This is a genomic window from Pseudazoarcus sp. NS20 (assembly GCF_059703745.1).
This window is the reverse complement of record NZ_BAAKIY010000004.1, coordinates 312,536-334,459: the sequence shown is the minus strand read 5'-3', so window position 1 is coordinate 334,459 and position 21,924 is coordinate 312,536. Positions and strand designations below refer to the sequence as shown.

Here is a 21,924-nt window from a genome sequence, read left to right as displayed (position 1 = left end):
GCAAGGCGCGCCGCACGCAAGCCGCGCGGCGCGCCGATTACAGAACGCGCTCGATGGCCTCGCGAAGTTCGCGTGAATCCGGCTCCACCGCACTGGGGAACACCGCCACGACGCGACCGGAGCGATCCACCACGTACTTGTGGAAATTCCACTTGGGCTGCTCACCCGACTGGCGCGCCAACTCGCGGAACAAGGGGTGAGCGCCGCTGCCCTTGACCGGGATGGTGGCGAACATGTCGAAGGTCACGCCGAAGTTCACGAAACACACCTCGGCGGCCTTGGCCTCATCCTTGGCTTCCTGCTTGAAATCGTCCGAAGAGAAGCCGAGCACTTTCAGCCCTTTGGGCGCGTACTGCTTGTGCAGCGCCTCCAGCCCCTCGAACTGCCGGGTGAAACCGCAATGGCTCGCGGTGTTTACGATCAGCAAGGGCTGGCCGGCGTATTGCTCGAGATTCACGTTCTCGCTCGAATGCAGGCGACGCATCTCGTGCCCGAGCAATGCGTCTGCGGCCGTTGCCAGCGAGGCTACGCCCGCCAGCGCTGCGGCTAGCATCCAGTTTCCTACTTTCATGGTGCACATCTCCGGTGAACGGCCCGCATGACGGGCCAGGCTTTGACAAACTCAGGGGCTTCGACCACTCTTCATCGCTTTCGTGCCATTGCCGCATTGCACCATGGCTGATCTTCTCTGGTATCAGTACGCCCTCATCGGGCTGATCTTCGTGTGGAGCGGCTTCGTGCGCTCCGGGTTGGGCTTCGGCGGCGCGGCACTCGCCCTGCCCTTTCTGCTTCTGGTACTCAACGACCCGCTGGTGTTTCTGCCGCTGATCGCGGTGCACCTGCTCATCTTCTCGAGCCTCATCGCCTGGAAGGGGCATCGTGCCACGCGTCACCTTGCCAGCAGCGATCCCTCCGCCAGCAACATCGACTGGCCGTACCTGAAGTGGTCTCTGAAAGTGATGATCGTGCCCAAGCTGATCGGCGTGCTGGGCCTGCTCACGCTGCCGCCGCGCGTGATGAGCACCATCATCTTCACCATCGTCATCGGCTACGCCATCGGCTACGTGCTCAACAAGCCGATCCGCAGCAAAGGCCGCAAGCTCGACTTCGTGCTGCTGTCGCTTGGCGGCTATGCCAGCGGCGCGTCGCTGATCGGCGCCCCGCTGATCGCCGCCGTGTATGCCTCGCACGTGGCCAAGCATCAGCTGCGCGATACGCTGTTCGTGCTGTGGTTCATTCTGGTGGTGATCAAGATGGCGTCGTTCCTGATTGCCGGCGTCGACCTGCACCTCATCCATCACCTTTGGCTGCTGCCCTGCGCCTGGATCGGCCACCTGTTCGGCGAGCGTTTTCACCGCCACATCGTCGCCGCCGAGACACCGCTGTTTTTCCGCGTGCTGGGTGTCGTGCTGATCGCCGTCAGTCTGGTGGGGATCTTCTGGAGCCCGAACTAGGGCCGTGCCACGAACACCGGCAAACGCCATTTGAAGGCGATTGCCGCCAGACGAATCACCAGCACAAGCGAGCCGCCCGCCAAGGCCGCCCAGCCGGCCGACACTCCCAGTGCAATCAAGCCCACGAGCAGCAAGGCGCCCGCCCATGAGGCCGTTGCATACAGTTCGCCCGAAAAAACCAAGGGCACCTCGTTGCACAACATGTCACGCAAGATGCCGCCGAACACGCCAGTGATGACGCCCATCAGGCTGGCCACCAGCCAATGCGCCCCCATCGCCAGGGCCGCTTGCGTGCCACTGACCGTGAACAAGGCCAGACCCACCGCGTCGGGCAAGAGGAACAAGCGTGCTGGAAGGCGCACCAAGCGCACCAGCGCAAACGTCGCCAGCCCGGCAACGATGGCGGCAATCAGATACGACGGATCGGCGATCCAGAACACATCGCGGTCGAGCAGCACGTCGCGCAACGACCCGCCACCCAAAGCCGCCGCAAGCGCCACCACCACCATACCGAACAGATCGAAAGGTTTGCGCCCGGCCTCCAGCACGCCCGAAGCGGCATTCACCGCAACGGCTGCAAGCGCGACGACGTGGAGAATCAGCACGAGATCCATGCGCGGGACAATAGCAGATCGCCAAAAACAAAAACGCCACCTTTTTGAGGTGGCGTTTTTGTTTGATTCTGTGGCGCGCTCGGCAGGATTCGAACCCACGACCCCCTGGTTCGTAGCCAGGTACTCTATCCAACTGAGCTACGAGCGCGCTGAAAAGAAGCGGGATTTTAGCACCCCAAATCATTTCGTCAAGCTTTTTGGCGGAGAGGGTGGGATTCGAACCCACGTGCCAAGTTTCCCTGACCATCCGATTTCGAGTCGGCGCCGTTATGACCACTTCGGTACCTCTCCAGTCTTCGACGGAGCTCAAACCGTCGAAGAGCGCGAATTATACGCATAACTTTTTCGACGGACAAACCCCGCCGAGCATAAATCTGCAGGAATTCAGCTTGCAGGCTGCAAAACCTCGACGCCGCCCATCCACGGCACCAGCGCGGGCGGCACGAGGACGCTGCCGTCGGCCTGCTGGTAGTTCTCCAGCACGGCGACCAGCGTGCGCCCCACCGCCAGGCCGGAGCCGTTGAGGGTATGCACCAGCACGTTCTTGCCGTCGGCGCCGCGCACGCGGGCCTGCATGCGGCGGGCCTGGAAATCACCGCAGTTGGAGCACGAGGAAATCTCACGGTAGGTATTCTGCGCCGGCAGCCAGACTTCGAGGTCGTAGGTGCGGCGCGCGCCAAAACCCATGTCACCGGCGCACAGCAACATCTTGCGGTACGGCAGGCCGAGCTTTTGCAGGATGGTCTCGGCGTGGGCGGTCAGCTCTTCGAGCGCGGCGTCCGAACTTTCCGGGTGTTCGATGCGCACGAGCTCGACCTTGTCGAACTGATGCTGGCGGATCATGCCGCGCGTGTCGCGACCGTAGCTGCCGGCTTCCGAGCGGAAGCACGGCGTGTGGCCGGTGAGCTTGATCGGCAGCGTGTCGGCGGGCAGGATTTCTCCGCGCACGAGGTTGGTCAGCGGCACTTCGGAGGTCGGGATCAGGAAGTTGCGCTCGCCCTCGCCGCGCGGCACGGAGAACAGGTCTTCCTCGAACTTGGGCAGTTGGCCCGTTCCGAACATCGAGGCTTCGTTGACCAGGTACGGCACGTAGGCTTCGGTGTAGCCGTGCTCTTGCGTATGGGTGTCGAGCATGAACTGCGCGAGCGCACGATGCAGGCGCGCAAGCGGGCCGCGCATGACGGCGAAGCGCGAGCCGGTGATCTTGGTCGCGGCCTCGAAATCCAGCCCCAAGCGCGCGCCGACATCAACGTGATCGAGCGGCTCGAAATCGAATTCGCGCGGCGCACCGACGCGGGAAACCTCGACGTTGCCGGTTTCATCCTTGCCATCGGGCACGGCGGCATCCGGCAGGTTCGGCAAGCCGGCGACGATGGCCTCGAGGCGCGGCAGCAAGGCGCCCAACTGCAGCTCGCTGGCTTTGAGCTCGTCGCCCAGACCGCCCACTTCAGCCATCACGGCGGAAGCGTCTTCACCTTTGCTCTTGAGCATGCCGATCTGCTTGGACAGCGTGTTGCGTTTGGCCTGAAGATCCTGCGTGCGCGTCTGCAAAGCCTTGCGCTCGGCCTCGAGCGACAGGAACTCGGACGGATCGAAAGTGAAGCCACGGCGCGCCAGGGCGGCGGTAACGGTATCGATCTGATTGCGAAGTAGCTGAATGTCGATCATCGGGAATCCGGGGTACGGGTTATTCGGTGTTGTCGCCGCGGGCGGCGGCGTCGAGTTGTCGGAGGCGAGCCAGCTTGGCCGCGATCTGCGTTTCCATGCCGCGATCCACTGGTCGATACCAAGCGGGCGGCGACATGCCGTCGGGCAGATACTGCTCGTTGGCCGCGTAGCCCTCCGGCTCATCGTGCGCGTAGCGATAGGCCTGGCCGTAGCCGAGCCCTTTCATGAGTTTGGTGGGCGCATTGCGCAAATGCAGCGGCACCGGGCGCGATGCATCGTCGGCAACGAATTTGCGCGCCGCATTATAAGCCTTGTAGAGCGCGTTCGATTTGGCCGCGCAGGCCAGGAACACCACAGCTTGGGCCAGCGCCAGCTCGCCCTCCGGGCTGCCGAGGCGCTCGAAGGCGTTGCAGGCGCTCAAGCTGATGTCGAGCGCACGCGGGTCGGCCAGGCCGATGTCCTCACTGGCCATACGCACGATGCGCCGCCCCAGATAAAGGGGGTCAGCACCGCCGTCGAGCATGCGGCAAAACCAATACAGCGCGGCATCCGGATCGGAGCCGCGCACGGCTTTGTGCAGCGCCGAGATCTGGTCGTAGAAGGCCTCGCCGCCCTTGTCGAAACGCCGCAACTTGCTGGCCAGAGCCTCATCGACGAAGGCCGGGGTGACGGCTTCCACCCCGGTGGTTTCGGCGGCCACGCGCACTTGATCGACGAGGTTGAGCAAACGCCGCGCGTCGCCATCGGCGAAGCCGATGATGCGCTCGCGCGCATCTTCCTCGAAAGCCAGCTCGGGGCATGCGGTACTGCGGGCGCGCTCGAACAGATCGTGCATGGCGGCGGCGTCGAGCGGCTCCAGCACATACACGGCGGCGCGCGACAGCAGCGCCGAATTGACCTCGAACGAGGGGTTTTCGGTGGTGGCGCCGATGAAGGTCACCAGCCCCTGCTCGACATACGGCAGAAAGGCGTCCTGCTGGCTCTTGTTGAAGCGGTGCACTTCATCCACGAAGAGGATGGTGTGGCGCCCGCGCGCCTTGGCGGCCTGGGCCGTGGCGATGGCCTCGCGGATGTCCTTGACGCCCGAAAACACCGCCGAGAGCGCCACGAAATCCGCATCGAAGGCGCGCGCCATCAGGCGTGCCAGTGTCGTCTTGCCAACGCCGGGCGGCCCCCACAGGATCATCGAGTGCAGTTTGCCGGACTGAAACGCCAAGCGCAGCGGCTTGCCGGGGCCGAGCAGATGGCGCTGCCCGGCCACCTCGTCAAGCGTGGCCGGGCGCAGGCGTTCGGCGAGCGGGATTTCGCCTGCGTCCGCAGTGCCGAACAGATCTGCGGTCACGGCGCGCTCAGTTCCCCAACACGTCCGCGCCCTCGGGCGGCGTGAAGCGAAAGCGCTCGGCTGCGGGCTTGACGCCCACTTTCAGCTCGATGAAATCGATCACCGTGGTCTGGCCAAAATGATCCTGCATGGCCATGCGGCGCAGCATGTTGTCGGCCATGCCGATGCGCACCTCGGCAAACGGGCCATCGCTCTGCAGCGGCTCGGCCCTCACCCAGGCGAAGCCGCCCTGCTCGCCTTCGGCGACAAGGCGGAAATTGCGCTCAAGCGAGCCGTCGCCCGCCAGGATGGCGGCCGGCGTCGCGCCGAGGGCATCGCCCATCTGCTGCACGGTGGCCTGATTGAGGTCAGGGTCCCAAGACCACAGCTTTTCACCGTCGCTCACCAGCAACTGCGGATACGGCTTTTCATACTCCCAGCGAAACTTGCCGGGGCGCTGGAACAGGAAGTTGCCCTTGGAAAACTCGGGGCGATCACCCGAAGCCGCCGACACCACCTGCTCGAAACGCCCTTCGGCGGTGCTTGCGTCGGCCATGAAGCGCTCAAGCTGGGTGATGCCGGAATCCTGCGCGAACGCGGCTCCGGACGAAACCAGCAACGATGCGCCCATCAGCGCAGCAGCAAAAACCCGATGAATCATCAATCCTCCTCGCGAGCGGGGGCCAGCACTTCACGGTTGCCATTGGAACCCATCGATGACACCAGCCCGGCGCGCTCCATCTGTTCGATCAAACGCGCGGCGCGGTTGTAGCCGATGCGCAGGTGGCGCTGCACCAGCGAGATCGACGGGCGACGCGTCTTGAGCACAATTTCAACGGCCTGGTCATACATGGGGTCGGCCTCGGCATCGTTGTCTTCCCCAAGACCACCGCCACCGTCGGAAGATTCCTCGGAGGCGGAGAGAATGTCTTCGATGTAATCCGGCGGCCCCATCTTCTTAAGACACTCGACCACCTTGTGTACTTCTTCGTCGGCCACGAAAGCGCCATGCACGCGCACCGGCAAACCCGTGCCGGGCGGCATGTAGAGCATGTCACCCATGCCGAGCAGGTTCTCAGCGCCCATCTGATCGAGGATGGTGCGCGAGTCAATCTTGGACGACACCTGGAAGGCGATACGCGTCGGCACGTTGGCCTTGATCAGGCCGGTGATGACATCCACCGACGGGCGCTGCGTGGCAAGAATCAGGTGAATACCCGCAGCGCGCGCCTTCTGCGCCAGACGCGCAATGAGCTCTTCAACCTTCTTGCCGACCACCATCATCAGATCGGCCAGCTCGTCGATGACCACCACGATGTGCGGCAGCGTATCGAGCGGCTCGGGCGATTCCGGCGTGATCGAGAACGGGTTGGTCAGCGGCTTCTCGGCCTTGCGCCCGTCCAGCACAGCACGGTTGAAACCGGCCAAGTTACGCACGCCCACGGCCGCCATCAGCTTGTAGCGCTTGTCCATCTCACCCACGCACCAGTTCAGCGCGTTGGCCGCATGGCGCATGTCGGTGACGACCGGTGCCAGCAGATGCGGAATGCCTTCGTAGATGGAAAGCTCAAGCATCTTGGGGTCGACCATGATCATGCGCACCTTGGTCGGCTCCGATTTATAGAGCAGCGACAGGATCATGGCGTTGATGCCCACCGACTTGCCCGAACCAGTGGTACCCGCCATCAGCAAGTGCGGCATGCGCGCGAGGTCGGCCACCACCGGCTGCCCACCGATGTCCTTGCCAAGCGCCACGGTCAGCGGCGAATTCATGTGGTGGTAGGCCTGCGAGCCGAGAATCTCGGACAGACGCACCACTTGGCGCTTGGCCACCGGCAGCTCCAGCGCCATGCACGACTTGCCCGGGACGGTCTCGACGACGCGAATCGACACCAGGGACAAGGCCCGTGCCAGATCCTTCGAAAGGTTGACGATCTGACTGCCTTTAACGCCAACGGCCGGCTCGATCTCGTAGCGCGTGATGACCGGCCCCGGGTAAGCGGCGGACACACGCACCTCCACGCCGAATTCACCCAGCTTGGTTTCGATGAGGCGTGAGGTGAATTCCAGCGCCTCGGCAGACGGCGGCTCGGCATCGCCGGAGGGCTGATCAAGCAGGGACAGGGGCGGCAGGCCTTCGGCGGGAAGCTCCTCGAACAGCGCTTTCTGACGCTCTTTCTCTATGCGCTCGGACTTGGGCACTGGCGCTGCAGCCTCGATCCGTAACTGGGCAGTGGGCTGGACCTCGCTCTTGCGCCGACGGGTCTCGACCACGGCCTCCCGCTTTTGCGCGAGCTGACGGCCCGCACGACGATCACGCCACCGATCCCAGGCGTCCAGCGCGTTCAGCCAGGTGCGCTCGAGAAACGCGCCGAAGCGCTCAACGATGGTCAGCCAGGAAATGCCGGTAAACAAGCTCAGGCCACTGGCGATCAGGGCGATCAACAGCAAGGTGCCACCGGTGAAACCGAGATAGCGCTGCACCACGCCGCCAAGTTCCACGCCGATCAGCCCCCCTGCGGCCAACGGCATGCCGGCGCCGTGGGAATGAAAGCGCATGGCTTCGATGGCACTGCTTGCCAGCAGCACCACGATGAAACCGATGAAGATGAACGCAAAAGGCCTGCCATCCAGATGCAGGTCGCGCCGACGCATGCGCCGGAACCCCCAGAACAGCCCGTAGCCAAGGAAAGCCACCCACCACCAGGCCGACAAGCCGAACAGGTAATACAGAACATCCGCCAGCCAGGCGCCGAACCGGCCGCCGGGGTTGGACACGCGGCTGACTTCTGCAGCATGGGACCAGCCGGGGTCGGATTGGCTATAACCGAGCAATATGAGGGCCACATACAGTGACATGACCCCGAGGATGAGCCAACGCGCCTCCTGAAGCAGCAGCGAGATGCGCTCCGGGAGTTGCGGCGGACGGGATTTGGATCGCGGAGGAGTTCTCAAGGCTGAATCGCCGGGAGCAGTTTGCAGCCCCCGATTATAAGCGATCGACCCACCCCCCTGTTGAAACAGACTGAAAGGTGGCGGCGCTTACGGCACCGGCGGACGGTTTTTCAACCAGATGCCATCGCCACGCTCTTCAACGACACCATCACGCCCCAGATCTCGCATCACGCGGCTGACCATTTCGCGCGAGGCGCCCACCATGCGGGCAATGTCCTGCTTGGTGATGCGAGCTGCCACCAGACTGCCGTCCGCCACGGGCTCGGCCATCTCGCGCAGCAACTCTTCGACGCGGGCATGCACATCGCGCAGCGACAGGCTTTCGATCTTGCGATCAGCCTCGCGCAGGCGGTCAGCCAGCAGGCACATCACGCGCCACGCAAGATCGAAATTCTCCTGCATCAGGCGACGAAAATCCTGCACCGGAATCTGCACCAGATCGGAGGGTTCGGCCGTCACCACAGAGGCCGAGCGGGGCCTGGCGCCAAACATGGCCATCTCGCCGAAGACCGAACCACGCCCCAGCAGCCCGAGAATGGCATCACGCCCGCCATCGCCGGACACCAGCACTTTCACCGAGCCGGTGAGCACGAAATACACGTGATCGCACTCGTCCCCCGCGTCCAGCACATGGCAACTGCGTGGGTAACGCCGCATACCCGCCACCGCGGCCACGCGCGCAAGCGCTTCGTCAGGCAACCCCTGAAAAAGCGAAAATGTCTTGAGTGCTACGGTGGATACGGCCGACAGCATTACTCCCCCTACGCTGCGTTGCGCCCTGGCCGCCTAACGCCGCGCCCGGCCGGGACCTGCTTCAACTTTGATGCGACTATTTCACGAGAGTGGCGCCAACACAATAGCCGCCTCGCCTATGGCCCATGACTATCGCCCCCATGGTCCGACGCCTCGCATGCCCTCGGCTATAATCGCCGCTCGCTTCGCCCAACCCGTTTCCAGGATCACGCATGAGCACCCGACACTCCCGCCTTCTCATCCTCGGCTCCGGCCCGGCCGGCTACACCGCTGCGGTGTACGCAGCACGCGCCAACCTTGCCCCCACGCTGATCACCGGCATGGCTCAGGGCGGCCAGCTGATGACCACCACCGACGTAGACAACTGGCCCGCCGACGCCGACGGCGTGCTCGGTCCGGATCTGATGTCACGCTTCCAGCGTCACGCCGAGCGTTTCAACACCGAGATGATCTTCGATCACATCCACACCGTGAAACTGGGCGAAAAACCGTTTCGCCTGATCGGTGACTCGGGTGAGTACACCTGCGACGCGCTGATCATCTCCACCGGCGCCACCGCCAAGTATCTGGGCCTGCCGTCGGAAGAGAAATTCGCCGGCCGCGGCGTTTCCGCCTGCGCCACCTGCGACGGTTTCTTCTACCGCAATCAGGAGGTCGCCGTGGTCGGCGGGGGCAACACGGCCGTCGAAGAGGCGCTGTACCTCTCCAACATCGCAGCCAAGGTCACGCTGGTGCACCGCCGCCAGACCTTCCGCGCGGAGAAGATCATGATCGACAAGCTGATGGAGAAGGTCGCCGCCGGCAAGATCGAACTCGCGCTCGATTCCACGCTCGACGAGATTCTCGGGGACGACAACGGCGTGACCGGCATGCGCCTCAAGAACGTCGACGACGGCTCCACCCGCGAGGTGGCGGTGCATGGCGTGTTCATCGCCATCGGCCACAAGCCGAACACCGACATCTTCGAGGGCCAGCTCGACATGGAAGGCGGCTACATCGTGACCCGCGGCGGTCGTGATGGCAATGCCACGGCCACCAGCATCGACGGCGTGTTCGCAGCCGGCGACGTGCAGGATCACATCTACCGTCAGGCGGTCACCTCGGCCGCTTCCGGCTGCCAGGCCGCGCTCGACGCCGAGCGCTACCTCGACTCGCTGGGCTGAGCTCCGCTTCATGACGCGCCGCAGGGACAAGTCACAGGCCACCGGCCTCGACACACTCAAGTCCCTGCGTGCGCAGATCATCACCCGGTCGCCTTCCCCGGCACGACGCGGCAACACCGCCCACAAGGCGAAGCCGACTCCGGCAGAGAACGACGACACCGAGCTGTTCCTGCGTGAAATGCGCGGCGTCGCCCCCATCGACGATGGCAACCGCGCCGAAATCGAAACGCCTCGCCCCTCGCCCGTGCCGCGTCCGCGCGCTGCGCACGACAGCGACGACGACGCCTCCACCAAAACACCCTCATCGAGCACGGACCGGCTCGCCGGCGCGGCTCTTTTCCGCGCATCGATGGAAGACGTGATGCCACTCGCCAGCTCCAACCGAGTGGAGCTGTCCGAGAGCCGCGCGCGCGTGGCGCATGGCACACAGCCTTCAGCGGCCGACCCGCTGGCCAAACCCGATGCCGATAGCTTGCCGCCCTTGCTGCCGTCAAACCCGGAACATATGGATGCGGCAGAGCTGTTCCGCCACGCAGTGCGCGGCTCAGCGCCTATCCCGGATAAAAACCGCGTGGAGCAGCAACGCCCGCAGCCCAAGCCCGAACCGATCAAGCGCAGCGAGGACGAGGCCTCGGCGCTGCGTGAAACCATGGAAGCGCCCATCTCACTCGAAGACCGGCTCGAGATGGGCGATGAGGCCGTATTCCTGCGGCCCGGCATGCCGCGCCGGGCGTTGCTCGACTTGCGGCGCGGCCGCTGGACCCTGCAAGGGGAACTCGATCTGCACGGCCTCACGCGTGAAGACGCACGCGCCGCGCTGTCACGCTTTCTGGCATCGAGCCTGCAACGAGGCATCCGCTGCGTGCGGGTGATTCACGGCAAGGGGTTGGGGTCGCCAGGCGGCGTATCGATTCTGAAACAGCTGTCACGCGGCTGGCTGGCGCAACGTGAAGAGATTCTGGCGTTTTGCCAGGCAGGCCCGACCCAAGGCGGATCAGGCGCGGTGCTGGTATTGCTGCGTGGGGCCAATCCGGCGCGCGACACCGCGGCGCCGGATTGAAAGACACGAATCAGAGCGCGTCTTCGTTGGTCTCGCCGGTACGAATGCGCACGACCTGCTCGATCGAGGACACGAAAATCTTGCCGTCACCGATCTTGCCGGTGTGCGCGGCTTTCACGATGGCTTCGATGGCCGGCTCGACCATTTCATCGCTCAACACCACTTCGACCTTGATCTTGGGCAGGAAGTCGACGACGTACTCGGCACCGCGATACAGCTCGGTGTGACCTTTCTGACGCCCGAAGCCCTTCACCTCGATCACCGTAAGGCCGTTCACGCCGACATCGGCCAGCGCTTCGCGCACTTCATCGAGCTTGAACGGTTTGACGATGGCTTCGATCTTCTTCATTCGTGTCTCCTGAATTTATGGCGAGCGAGCGCGGCTTCAATACTCGTCCCGGTAGCGTGATGTTATCGGATAACGCCAATCCCTGCCGAACCCGCGTCGGGTAACACGAATGCCGACCGGCGCCTGCCGGCGCTTGTATTCATTGCGCTTGAGCAGGCCGACTACACGCCGCACATCGGCTTCGTCGAAACCGCGCGCGATCATCTCGCGCGGCGATTCGTCACGCTCCATGTAGGCCTCGACGATGGCATCCAGCACCTCATACGCGGGCAAGGAATCCTGATCGACCTGGTCGGGCTTGAGCTCGGCCGACGGCGGGCGGGTGATGATGTTCTCCGGAATCGGCGCTTCACCCTGCGTGTTGCGCCAGCGCGAAATGCGATACACGAAGCACTTGTACAGATCCTTCAGCACCGCAAAGCCGCCCGCCATGTCGCCATACAGTGTGGCGTAGCCGGTGGCCATCTCACTCTTGTTGCCGGTGGTCAGCACGATGGCGCCGGTCTTGTTGGACAGCGCCATCAGCACGTTGCCGCGAATACGGCTCTGCAGGTTCTCTTCCGTCGCGTCTTCGGCGAGGCCGCGGAACTGCTCGGCCAGCATGTCGGCGTACACACGCATGGCCGGCTCGATGGCGATCTCGTCATAGCGCACACCCAGACGCCGCACCATTTCACGCGAGTCGTCCAGGCTCATCTGCGCGGTATAGGGCGACGGCAACATCACGGCACGCACTCGCTCGGCACCCAGCGCATCGACCGCCACACACAAAGTCAAAGCCGAATCGATGCCGCCCGACAGGCCGATGATGGCGCCCGGAAAGCCGTTCTTGATGACGTAATCGCGCACCCCGGTGACAAGCGCCGCATAGACTTCAGCCTCGGGCGCCGGCTCCGGCGCGCTCGCCAGATCGCACCGCCACCGCCCGTCCTGCCACTGCACCACGGTGACGAACTCCTCAAACGAGGGGCCACGCCAGGGCATGTTGCCGTCGGCGTTCAAGGCGAACGACGCGCCGTCGAACACCAGCTCGTCCTGCCCGCCGACGCTGTTGCAGTACAGCACCGACAAGCCGGTCTCGAGTACGCGGGCACGCAGCATCTCGAGACGCAGGGCACGCTTTTCAGCGTGGAAAGGCGAAGCGTTCAGACTCAGCAGTAGTTCAGCACCAGCGTCCCGCGCCGCTTGCGCCGGGCCCGGCTCCCACAGGTCCTCGCAGATGTTCAGGCCGATACGCACGCCGTCGACTTCAAACACACCGGCCTCGCTGCCTTCCGAGAAGTAGCGAGCCTCGTCGAACACTTCGTAGTTGGGCAACAAATGCTTCAGATACGTCAGCTCGACCCGCCCGCCGCGGATCACCGAGGCGGCGTTGTAGCAGCGCCCCTCAAGCCAATGCGGGTGACCCAACACCAGCGCCACATCCGGGTTGATCGAAGCGACGATGCGCGCAATCTCGCGCTCGCAGGCGCGGTAGAAATCGGGGCGCAGGAGCAAATCTTCCGGCGGGTAACCCGACAGGGCCAATTCCGGCGTCAGCAATACACGAGCGCCAGCATGACCTGCATCGCTGACGGTCTTGATCAAGCGATCCGCGTTTCCGGCGATATCGCCCACCACAGCATCGATCTGGGCGAGCGCAATGTTCAGATGTTTATTCATGGCCGCAACTATACCGTCTTCGCTCGGCCTCCGGATCGCGCGCCCGAGCATGCGTCACGCCATCCCTGGCTCTCCCCTCGGGCACACGCCGCCGTGCAGCCGCCGCACGCCACGACACCGCCACTTGCCCATGGAATGTCGTGATCGCCGCGCGCCTCTGCCCCTCGCGCATGCTGATCGGGCAAGTTGTTTCAGGTATCGCGCGCCCCTTTTTTTCTGCTGCAAATGGCCTAGAATCCGCTGATTATTTTGCCCAACCTGCCCAACCGGAGTTGTCCGCCCATGAAACGGTTTGCCCTCTTGCCCTCGCTTCTGCTGCTGTCCGGCTGCTCCGTGTTCCAATCGCATCAAGCAACCGGCCCGGTGGAGCCCGGCCTTTCGATCGTCGAAGCCCCGCGTGGTCACGGCCAACTCAATTACGCGCTGGCCAGCGGAGAATACAAATGCGAGCACGGTGCGCGGCTTGCGATGCAACGCCATGCCACGAACCGCGAGTTGATCAACATCCAGTGGAGCGGCCGCAGCTACGAGCTTCAGCGTGACCCGTCCTCGTCGGGCCTGCCCCGCTACGAAGACCAGAGCAACGGCCTGGTGTGGATCGAACTGCCGTGGAAAGGCGTGCTGCTCGACGGCAAGACCAACAAGCCGCTCGCCAACGAGTGCGCCACCACCTGAGCCCATTCACCGCTTCATCGAGAGAATCGCTCGCTTGACCCGTAACCGCTACACCCCTGTCGCCACACCCCACCTGCCGGACCCTGCCCAGTGCCCTCCTTGCAAGCTCGCCTGATCGATTCTCTGACGAGCATCGAGGCGGGCCAGTGGGATGCCCTCACCGGCGGCCGTTGCAGCATTTCGCACGCGTTTCTTGCCACGCTTGAGGCCAGCGGCTGCGTCGGCGGCGACAGCGGCTGGAGCCCGCAGCACATCACCTTGTGGGATGGAGATCAGCTGGCCGGTGCCATGCCGCTGTACGAAAAGCAGCACTCGTTCGGCGAGTACGTGTTCGACTGGGCCTGGGCTGACGCTTACCAACGGCATGGGCTGCCCTACTACCCAAAGTGGTTGAGCGCCGTCCCCTTCTCACCCATCCCCGGCAATCGTCTTCTTGCACGCGATGCAGACGTGCAGACGGCGTTGCTCGAAGTAGCCGAACGCCTCGCGGACGAAAGCGCGCTGTCGTCGATACACGTGCTGTTCCCGCAGGCGGATGAAGCCACGCTGCTCGGCGAGCGCGGCTGGATGATCCGCAGCGGCATCCAGTTCCATTGGTGCAACCGTGGCTACATGGATTTCGATGCGTTTCTCGCCGCGCTGAATCATGAGAAGCGCAAAAAGATCCGGCAGGAGCGTCGTCGCGCCGCTGCGCACGGGCTGAACATCCACTGGCTCGATGGTCACACGGCCAGCCGTGCGCAGTGGGACTTCTTCTATCAGTGCTACGCCACCACGTACGCACTGCACCGCTCTACGCCTTACCTCACCGCGGAGTTCTTCCCGGCACTGGCAGCCGCCATGCCGGACAACGTACGCCTGGTGGTTGCGGAACGTGATGGAGCGCCGGTGGCCAGCGCCTTCTTTCTGGTGGACGAGCATGCCCTGTACGGACGCTATTGGGGCGCCCGCGAGAACCTGCCGTTCCTGCATTTCGAGCTGTGTTACTACCAGGCCATCGAGTACTGCATACGCCATGGCATCGCGCGCTTCGAAGGCGGCGCCCAGGGGGAGCACAAGCTCTCGCGCGGGCTAGAGGCCGTCGTCACGCAATCTGCGCACCGGCTGCGTGATCCGCGCTTTGCTGACGCGGTAGACCGTTTTCTGGAGCGCGAAACCGCGGGTATAGGCTTCTACCTCGATGAACTGAGCGAGCGCTCGCCCTTTCGCCGTACGCCTGAATGAAAAAAACCCGCGCAGTGAGCTGCGCGGGCTTTTTCGAACAACCGGAAGATCAAGCTTTTTCAGCGTTGGCCAGACCGTCGAGGATTTCCTGGCGGGCTTCATCGAGCGTGCCCCAACCAAGTACCTTGACCCACTTGCCCGGCTCCAGATCTTTGTAGTGCTCGAAGAAGTGCACCGTCTGGCGCAGCAGCAGTTCGGGCAGGTCGTCAGTGGTTTTGACCTTGTCGTACAGCGGCGTGAGCTTGGACACCGGTACCGCGACGACCTTGGCATCGACACCTGACTCGTCTTCCATCTTCAGCACGCCGACCGGACGGCAGCGCACCACCACGCCCGGCAGCAGCGCGAACGGCGTCACCACCAGCACGTCCACCGGGTCGCCATCGCCGGCGAGGGTGTGCGGCACGTAACCGTAGTTGATGGGGTAACGCATCGAGGTGCCCATGAAGCGGTCGACGAAGACCGCGCCGCTGTCCTTGTCCACCTCGAACTTGATCGGGTCGGCCTGGGCGGGAATCTCGATGACGACGTTGATGTCGTTCGGAACGTCCTTGCCGGCGCTCACGCGGTCAAATGCCATTGCTGCCTCCAGTATCGATTGAGGCCAGCATTATAAGCGATAGCGCCCGATCGCCGCAGCGCAGCACACAGCGAACCTTCACGCCGTGGCGTCGAAACCTGCATCGGTGATGGCCTGGCGCAAGGCATCCACCGACACTCGCGCCGGGTCGAACTGCACGTGGGCCTCGGCCTCAGCCAGCTGCACATCGGCCTCGATGACCCCGTCGAGCGCCTTGAGCACTCCAATCACGTTGTGCACGCAGCCGCCACAGCTCATGCCATCAACGCGAATCGTCACTTCACTCATGCATAGCCCTCCTGCAATTGCGCTTACGTTGCAGCGCACCATTGGCCGCTCAGCATATCACGCCGCTCCACAGCTGACCGCCAAGATGCGGCGCGTGATACAGACCATAGACCCCGAAGCCGAGCACCAGCAGGCCGGCCGCGATGCGCACGCGGGTATTGCGGGTGAGGTCGCGAAAACGCTTGAACAACATGCCGGCCAGCATCAGGTTGGGCAAGGTGCCCAACCCGAACGCCAGCATCAAGCCCGCGCCGCGCTCGGCCGAGCCGGTGACCAGCGCCGTAGTCAAGACGCTATAGACCAACCCGCAGGGGAGAAAGCCCCACAGCAACCCCAAAGGCAGGGCGCGCCCCACGCTGCGCGCCGGCAGAAAGCGCGAAGTCAGAGGCTGGATCCGACGCCAGATCACGCCACCGGCACGCTCGATGGGGGCCAGCAACTGCGTCACCCCCGTAAGGTACAGCCCGAGCAGGATCAGCATGAGGTTTGCAGCGATGTACAGCGCCAGCTGCACAGGCAACACGTCGCCGAACAGCATGCCGGCGCTGCCGATGGCCCCGGCAAACGCCCCGAGCGCGGTGTAGGTGGTGATGCGGCCAAGGTTGTAGGCGAGATGAATCGGCCACTGGCGGGCCGACTGGCCCGGCATCTGCACCGACAGCGCCCCGACGATACCGCCACACATGGCGACGCAATGGGTGCCGCCGAGGAGGCCGATCAGAAAGACCGCGATATAACCAGTTTCGGGCATGAATCAAGCACTTGGCACGACACAAACCGAAAGTGTACCCCGCCCGACGAGCCAGGGACAGCTTGTTACCGCATCAGATCACCCTGGAATAGCGCGCCCGCTCGCGGTCTGTGCGCAGATAACGGTCGAACACCATGGCGATCACGCGCACCAGCATGCGCCCGGCGGGCAGAACCGTGATCCAGCCGTCGGAGACTTCGAGCAGGCCGGCGGCCTGCATGGCACGCAGATCGACCAGCTCGGCCGCGAAGTAGTCTTCGAAGCGGATCAGGTGCGCAATCTCGATGGATTCGATGGACAGCTCGAAATGGCACATCAGCGCCTGGATGATGGCGCGCCGCAACACGTCGTCGGCAGACAGCTCGATGCCACGCATCACGGGCAGTTCGTCCCGATCGAGCGCATCGTAATAATCTTCGATGCGCTTGTGGTTCTGTGCGTAGGCCGGCCCGATGCTGGCAATCGCCGAAACGCCGAAGGCCAGCAGATCGCACTCGGACCGGGTCGAATAGCCCTGGAAGTTGCGGTGTAACCGGCCCTGCCGCTGCGCCACGGCCAACTCGTCGTCGGGACGTGCGAAGTGATCCATGCCGATGTACACATAGCCCGCCTCGGTCAGCCGCCGGATGGCCAATTGCAGGATGTCGAGCTTGCCCTCTGAACTGGGCAGGCTGTCGGCGTCGATGCGCCGCTGCGGCTTGAACAGGGCCGGCAGATAGGCATAGCTGTAGAGCGAGACACGGTCGGGCGCCAGTGCGATAACCTGTTGCAGCGTGCGGTTGAAGCGCATTACGTTCTGCTTCGGCAAGCCGTAGATGAGATCGATGCTGACCGAGCGGAAACCGTTGGCACGCGCGGCCTCCAGCACCGCGCGGGTCTCGTCGAAGCTCTGCACACGATTCACGGCGTACTGCACATCGGGGTCGAAATCCTGCACGCCCAGACTCATGCGATTGAAGCCCAACTCGGCCAGCAAGGCCACGGTCTCAGAAGCGACTTTGCGCGGGTCGACTTCGATGGAATACTCACCGCCGGGCTTGAGCGTGAAATGCTGATGCACCGACGCCATCAGGGCACGCAGCTCGTCATGCGACAGAAAGGTCGGAGTCCCACCACCCAGGTGCAGTTGTGTCACCTGACGACTGCCCCCCAGCTCCGCCGCCTGCAGCGCCACCTCCTTGGCGAGATACTTTAGATACTTTGACGAACGGCCGTGATCCTTGGTGATGATCTTGTTGCAGCCGCAGTAATAGCAGATGGTGTTGCAAAAGGGGATGTGGAAGTACAACGACAAGGGGCGCGCGACACCGCCCACGTTACGCTTGCGCAAACAGTGCTTGAGCGCTTGCGCGTCGAAGGCCTCAACAAGGCGGTCGGCCGTGGGGTACGATGTGTACCGTGGTCCGCTGACGTCAAAACGACGAATCAGTTGAGGATCGAAAACAACTGGTTTCTGGATGTCCATGTGGGTGATTTCCGGCATTGGGCACACGATCCAGCATTCCCGACCAAGCTGCGTTGACGTGTATCAAACACGTGTGCAAACAGCCGGCTTACCCATTGGAGCGAGTGGCAGCAGTGACGAAAGCAACGGTTCCAGTCAGCGCCACGGCCATGCGTGCAGCCTGCTCGCAGTGCAACCTCCACGAGCTGTGCCTGCCGGTCGGCATGAGCGCAGAAGAAATCGACCGCCTCGATCAATTGGTCGGCGCACGCCGCAAGGTGCGCAAGGGCCAGCACCTGTATCGCTCGGGCGACGCCTTCGAGGCCATCTACGCCATCCGCATCGGCTGGTTCAAGACCGACGTGCTGCTCGAAGACGGGCGCGAGCAAGTCACCGGCTTCCAGATGACTGGTGAAATGCTGGGGCTGGACGGCATCAGCACCGAAAACCACTCGTGCAACGCCGTGGCACTGGAAGACAGTGAAGTGTGCGTCATCCCCTACACGCAGCTCGAAGACCTCGCGCGTGAAGTCGATGGCTTGCAGCACCAATTCCACAAGGTCATGAGCCGCGAAATCGTGCGTGACCACGGCGTGATGATGCTACTCGGCTCGATGCGCGCCGAAGAGCGTCTGGCGGCCTTCCTGCTCAATCTGTCACAGCGTTTCAATGCGCGCGGTTTCTCGCCGGCCGAATTCCACCTGCGCATGACGCGCGACGAGATCGGCTCCTACCTGGGGCTCAAGCTCGAAACCGTATCCCGCGCCTTCTCGCGCTTTCAGGACGAAGGCCTCATCAAGGTGCAGCAGAAGCACATCTGCATCCTCGACCTGCCTGGCCTGCGCCGCCTGATCCAGCAATCCGGCACGCGCTGAAGCTCGGCCCCGCCACGCCTGCGCCTCCACACCGGGCTCACAGCCAGATTCTGGCAATGCGCTTCAGCCTGCAAGCGCGCTCATTGAGTTCGATGCCCGGCGAAAGGCCCCATGGGGCGCAGCGGACGGTGGCTATAATGAAGTCATCAAGATTCAATACCGGAGTGACGCCATGTTCCAGCATCTACTCGTACCCACCGATGGCTCCGAACTTTCACAGGCAACCGTCGAAAAAGCGGTGAAGTTCGCTTCCGAAGTCGGCGCCCGCATCACCTTCTACTACGCCCAGCCGGATTTCCCGATGCCGATCTACGGCGAAGGCGCATTGATCGACCCTACCACGCCGGAACAATTCGCGCAGTCTTCAGCCGCCGAGGCAAAGACCATCCTCGAGAGGGCCAGCGCTGCGGCGCAGGCCCTCGGCGTTACCGCTGATACCGAAACCGTGGTGTCTGAAGTGCCCTACGAGGGCATCATCGAAGCCGCCGAGCGACATGCCTGCGATCTGATCTTCATGGCTTCGCACGGTCGCAAAGGGCTCGCAGGGCTTTTGCTGGGTAGCGAGACACAGAAAGTGCTCTCGCACAGCAAGATTCCGGTACTCATCTACCGCTGAGCATCACAAACGAAAACGGCCCTTTCGGGCCGTTTTTTTCATCCGTGTGCGTGATGGTGAGGTAAGTGCTCGCGCGCACTGCGCATGGGCTTTGCCCTGCGCTTGATGTGCGGGCCGGATGCCGCAGCGCGCGGACGCGCTGCACTCGGGCGACCCACCAGATACAGGGTGAGCAGGCTGGAAGACGCACACAGCAGCCAGAAACCGAAGAAGCCGATCGAATACGTCGTGATCGCCGAGAACTCGACCACTTCTCCGAACAGATACAACTCACGCGGATTGATCAGCGTGAAGAACAGACTCACGGCCACACCGGCAACCAGAAACGATGGCCACAGCACCAGGATCCATTTGATCATTTGCGATTCCCCCTCGCACGACGACCGGACTCCCTTGCTCGCGCTGCCCGCTTCGCCGGCCGGCATGCGCAAACTCCGCCACTTCTGATTTCAGTATGTGCCGGAAATCCCGGTTAATCAACGTCGTATGGAAGGATGCGCACTTCGATGTTGTCCGGCACGCGGAAATCGCCGTGCAGGCGCCAGACCCGTTCCGGGTCCTCGATCTGCAACTGCCACCGCCCGACCGTAAGCGGCTTGATGGGCGCACTGTACTCACCGTTGACGAGCGGCATGCGCAGGCTCTGGTCGAAGCCGGCTTGCGTCGGATGAATCACCGTCACGATCAGCTCCGCGGGCACCTCGACGCCTTCATTGGCATTCAACACGATGCGGATGTTTTCTGCGCGGACACTGACATCTGCCGCCAGCCCCAACTCGGTCGCCGCCACCGAACGGGCAATCGTCTGGTCGATGGCACGCCCCTGCCGGTAATAGTCATCCACTACCAGGCCGTCGTTAGTCGTTATGGCGAAGTACAGCAAAAAGAAGCCCAACACCATGGCGGTGAACGGCATCACCATCAAGAGCCACGGCCAACGGTGCCGATACCATGGACGGGGGCTGGAGGGAGTGGCTGCATTCATATTCAGAACCTCATTGCGGAATGATGAAGGTGGTCTTCTCGTGCACCGTCAGGTCTTCCGCTGCAACGCTGAAAACAATTTCGTGTACACCCGGTTCGACCGCGTCATACGGCACGCGGACATTTACGGCGACCGATTCGATACCGGCCGCAGGCAGCAAGGCGAGCGTGCTGCCGACTACATGCGCACCTTCGATGCCGCTCACATCGACGTGCACTTCCCGCGGCACTTCGGTCATGTTCATGATCTGAAGGCGATAGACGTTCTCGATCAGCCCGCCATCGACCTCGCGTGCGAGCGAAGCGCGGTCTCGGATGATGTCCACGCGGATATCGTCGCGCATCACCAGCGCAGCCAGGGTGGCAGCACAGATGGCCACAAGCAATGCGCCATACACCAGGATGCGCGGGCGCAGGATGTGCGCGAGGATCTGCTTCACGCCCCAATGCTCACGCACGGCGTTCTCGGTGGAGTAGCGGATCAGCCCGCGCTCATAGCCCATGCGGTCCATGACGTCGTTGCAGCCGTCGATACAGGCTCCACAGCCGATGCATTCATACTGCAGGCCATCGCGGATATCAATGCCCGTGGGGCACACCTGCACGCAGACGTTGCAATCCACGCAGTCCCCCTTGCCGACCGACTTCGGATCAACCCCCTTCTTGCGCGAACCACGCGGCTCGCCGCGCTCGGTGTCATAGGTGACCACCAGCGTGTCGTCGTCGAACATGACGCTCTGGAAGCGCGCATAGGGGCACATGTAGAAACACACTTGCTCGCGCAGCACGCCGGCAAAAACGTAGGTGAAAGCAGCGTAAAAGAGCGTCCAGAACAGCACCCAGCCGCCGACATCGAATTGCGCGAACGACTGGATCAAACCGTCGAGCGGCGTGAAATAGGCAACGAAGGTGAAGCCAGTCCACAGCGCCACGGCGCCCCAAACGAAGTACTTGCTGCCGCGCAAAAGCGCCTTGCGCGGGCTCATCGGCTCTTCGGCGAGCTTGCGTCGCGCCAGATGGTTGCCTTCGATCTTCTCTTCGATCCACATGAAGATCTCGGTGTAGACCGTCTGCGGACAGGTATAGCCACACCACAGGCGCCCGGCGATCGCCGTGAAGAAGAACAGCCCGAAAGCCGAGATGATCAACAGCACCGCCAGATAGATGACATCTTGCGGCCAGAACACCCAGTTGAAAATGTAGAACTTGCGCTCCGCCAGATGGAACAGCACCGCCTGACGCTCGTTCCACGACAGCCACGGCAGGCCGTAAAAGAGGATCTGTGTGAACCACACGAAGAACCAGCGCCAGTTCGTGAAGTTGCCCTTCACGCTGCGCATGTGGATCGTCTTGCCTCCGGCGTTCAGACCCAGGTTGTCCTGTTGCTCGGGCTTGCTGTCTTGTGCGGCCATTGCGTTTCCTGATCCTGCAAGCAATACGCCGCCAGGGTTACCCCGGGCGGCGTAATCGCGATTCACAACATGAGTG

Annotated in this window: 23 protein-coding genes and 2 tRNA genes; 7 read left to right on the top strand and 18 right to left on the bottom strand. The window is 63.2% G+C overall.

Annotated features, from left to right (window positions below):
• Positions 1-37: 37 nt before the first annotated feature.
• Positions 38-571 carry a glutathione peroxidase gene (locus tag AC6H0W_RS13375; RefSeq protein ID WP_497577677.1) on the bottom strand — a complete coding sequence of 178 codons (534 nt, stop codon included), beginning with the start codon at positions 569-571 and terminating at the stop codon, positions 38-40.
• Between the two features lie 103 nt (positions 572-674).
• On the opposite strand from AC6H0W_RS13375, the gene AC6H0W_RS13370 reads away from it, so the two are divergent.
• Complete coding sequence (locus AC6H0W_RS13370; protein WP_497577676.1) at positions 675-1,454, top strand: TSUP family transporter; 780 nt, start codon at positions 675-677, stop codon at positions 1,452-1,454.
• Here the strand turns inward: AC6H0W_RS13370 and AC6H0W_RS13365 are convergent.
• From AC6H0W_RS13365 to AC6H0W_RS13330, 8 genes are all read right to left on the bottom strand, one after another.
• On the bottom strand, positions 1,451-2,068 hold the full coding sequence (locus AC6H0W_RS13365) for a trimeric intracellular cation channel family protein (RefSeq protein ID WP_497577675.1): 618 nt from the start codon (positions 2,066-2,068) through the stop codon (positions 1,451-1,453). The genes AC6H0W_RS13370 and AC6H0W_RS13365 overlap by 4 nt on opposite strands.
• 71 nt (positions 2,069-2,139) lie before the next feature.
• A tRNA-Arg gene (locus AC6H0W_RS13360) sits at positions 2,140-2,216 on the bottom strand.
• Positions 2,217-2,266: 50 nt separating this feature from the next.
• Positions 2,267-2,359, bottom strand: a tRNA-Ser gene (locus tag AC6H0W_RS13355).
• A gap of 93 nt (positions 2,360-2,452) precedes the next feature.
• Entirely contained in the window at positions 2,453-3,736 is a 1,284-nt protein-coding gene (gene serS / locus AC6H0W_RS13350) for a serine--tRNA ligase (protein WP_497577674.1), read from the bottom strand.
• A 19-nt stretch (positions 3,737-3,755) separates the two neighbouring features.
• Positions 3,756-5,078, bottom strand: coding sequence for a replication-associated recombination protein A (locus tag AC6H0W_RS13345; RefSeq protein ID WP_497577673.1), 1,323 nt, complete (start codon positions 5,076-5,078; stop codon positions 3,756-3,758).
• 7 nt (positions 5,079-5,085) lie between these two features.
• Complete coding sequence (lolA, locus tag AC6H0W_RS13340; RefSeq protein ID WP_497577672.1) at positions 5,086-5,718, bottom strand: outer membrane lipoprotein periplasmic chaperone LolA; 633 nt, start codon at positions 5,716-5,718, stop codon at positions 5,086-5,088.
• The gene (locus AC6H0W_RS13335; RefSeq protein ID WP_497577671.1) at positions 5,718-8,012 is read right to left on the bottom strand and encodes a DNA translocase FtsK; all 2,295 of its coding nucleotides are present in this window, start codon (positions 8,010-8,012) and stop codon (positions 5,718-5,720) included. The genes lolA and AC6H0W_RS13335 overlap by 1 nt, the downstream gene beginning before the upstream one ends.
• Before the next feature lie 87 nt (positions 8,013-8,099).
• A complete protein-coding gene (locus tag AC6H0W_RS13330; protein ID WP_497577670.1) occupies positions 8,100-8,765 on the bottom strand; it encodes a Crp/Fnr family transcriptional regulator in 666 nt (221 codons plus the stop codon).
• Between the two features lie 212 nt (positions 8,766-8,977).
• Here AC6H0W_RS13330 and trxB point away from each other — a divergent pair, with 212 nt between their 5' ends.
• A complete protein-coding gene (gene trxB, locus AC6H0W_RS13325; protein ID WP_497577669.1) occupies positions 8,978-9,928 on the top strand; it encodes a thioredoxin-disulfide reductase in 951 nt (316 codons plus the stop codon).
• Between the two features lie 10 nt (positions 9,929-9,938).
• Positions 9,939-10,988: a Smr/MutS family protein gene (locus tag AC6H0W_RS13320; RefSeq protein WP_497577668.1), complete on the top strand. Its 1,050-nt coding sequence runs from the start codon at positions 9,939-9,941 to the stop codon at positions 10,986-10,988.
• A gap of 10 nt (positions 10,989-10,998) precedes the next feature.
• On the opposite strand, the gene AC6H0W_RS13315 is transcribed toward AC6H0W_RS13320, so the two are convergent.
• Positions 10,999-11,337 carry a P-II family nitrogen regulator gene (locus AC6H0W_RS13315; RefSeq protein WP_497577667.1) on the bottom strand — a complete coding sequence of 113 codons (339 nt, stop codon included), beginning with the start codon at positions 11,335-11,337 and terminating at the stop codon, positions 10,999-11,001.
• Positions 11,338-11,373: 36 nt separating this feature from the next.
• Positions 11,374-12,999, bottom strand: coding sequence for an NAD+ synthase (locus tag AC6H0W_RS13310; protein ID WP_497577666.1), 1,626 nt, complete (start codon positions 12,997-12,999; stop codon positions 11,374-11,376).
• A 282-nt stretch (positions 13,000-13,281) separates the two neighbouring features.
• Here AC6H0W_RS13310 and AC6H0W_RS13305 point away from each other — a divergent pair, with 282 nt between their 5' ends.
• The gene (locus AC6H0W_RS13305; RefSeq protein WP_497577665.1) at positions 13,282-13,674 is read left to right on the top strand and encodes an MliC family protein; all 393 of its coding nucleotides are present in this window, start codon (positions 13,282-13,284) and stop codon (positions 13,672-13,674) included.
• A 90-nt stretch (positions 13,675-13,764) separates the two neighbouring features.
• Positions 13,765-14,898, top strand: a complete 1,134-nt coding sequence (locus AC6H0W_RS13300) for a GNAT family N-acetyltransferase (protein WP_497577664.1) — start codon at positions 13,765-13,767, stop codon at positions 14,896-14,898.
• Positions 14,899-14,947: 49 nt separating this feature from the next.
• Here AC6H0W_RS13300 and ppa read toward each other — a convergent pair whose 3' ends face one another.
• The 4 genes from ppa to hemN form a co-directional block, all read right to left on the bottom strand.
• Positions 14,948-15,478 (bottom strand): inorganic diphosphatase, encoded by a 531-nt coding sequence (gene ppa, locus AC6H0W_RS13295; RefSeq protein WP_497577663.1) that lies wholly within the window; start codon positions 15,476-15,478, stop codon positions 14,948-14,950.
• Positions 15,479-15,556: 78 nt separating this feature from the next.
• Positions 15,557-15,766 (bottom strand): heavy-metal-associated domain-containing protein, encoded by a 210-nt coding sequence (locus AC6H0W_RS13290; protein ID WP_497577662.1) that lies wholly within the window; start codon positions 15,764-15,766, stop codon positions 15,557-15,559.
• Between the two features lie 49 nt (positions 15,767-15,815).
• A complete protein-coding gene (locus AC6H0W_RS13285) occupies positions 15,816-16,517 on the bottom strand; it encodes a sulfite exporter TauE/SafE family protein (protein WP_497577661.1) in 702 nt (233 codons plus the stop codon).
• A 73-nt stretch (positions 16,518-16,590) separates the two neighbouring features.
• Complete coding sequence (gene hemN, locus AC6H0W_RS13280) at positions 16,591-17,982, bottom strand: oxygen-independent coproporphyrinogen III oxidase (RefSeq protein WP_497577660.1); 1,392 nt, start codon at positions 17,980-17,982, stop codon at positions 16,591-16,593.
• Between the two features lie 149 nt (positions 17,983-18,131).
• On the opposite strand from hemN, the gene fnr reads away from it, so the two are divergent.
• The gene (gene fnr / locus AC6H0W_RS13275; RefSeq protein WP_497577848.1) at positions 18,132-18,836 is read left to right on the top strand and encodes a fumarate/nitrate reduction transcriptional regulator Fnr; all 705 of its coding nucleotides are present in this window, start codon (positions 18,132-18,134) and stop codon (positions 18,834-18,836) included.
• A gap of 172 nt (positions 18,837-19,008) precedes the next feature.
• Positions 19,009-19,452, top strand: coding sequence for a universal stress protein (locus tag AC6H0W_RS13270; protein ID WP_497577659.1), 444 nt, complete (start codon positions 19,009-19,011; stop codon positions 19,450-19,452).
• A gap of 38 nt (positions 19,453-19,490) precedes the next feature.
• On the opposite strand, the gene AC6H0W_RS13265 is transcribed toward AC6H0W_RS13270, so the two are convergent.
• From AC6H0W_RS13265 to ccoG, 3 genes are all read right to left on the bottom strand, one after another.
• Positions 19,491-19,811: a hypothetical protein gene (locus tag AC6H0W_RS13265; protein WP_497577658.1), complete on the bottom strand. Its 321-nt coding sequence runs from the start codon at positions 19,809-19,811 to the stop codon at positions 19,491-19,493.
• Positions 19,812-19,924: 113 nt separating this feature from the next.
• Positions 19,925-20,437, bottom strand: a complete 513-nt coding sequence (locus AC6H0W_RS13260) for a FixH family protein (RefSeq protein WP_497577657.1) — start codon at positions 20,435-20,437, stop codon at positions 19,925-19,927.
• A 10-nt stretch (positions 20,438-20,447) separates the two neighbouring features.
• Positions 20,448-21,848 (bottom strand): cytochrome c oxidase accessory protein CcoG, encoded by a 1,401-nt coding sequence (gene ccoG / locus AC6H0W_RS13255; protein WP_497577656.1) that lies wholly within the window; start codon positions 21,846-21,848, stop codon positions 20,448-20,450.
• Positions 21,849-21,924 lie beyond the last annotated feature (76 nt).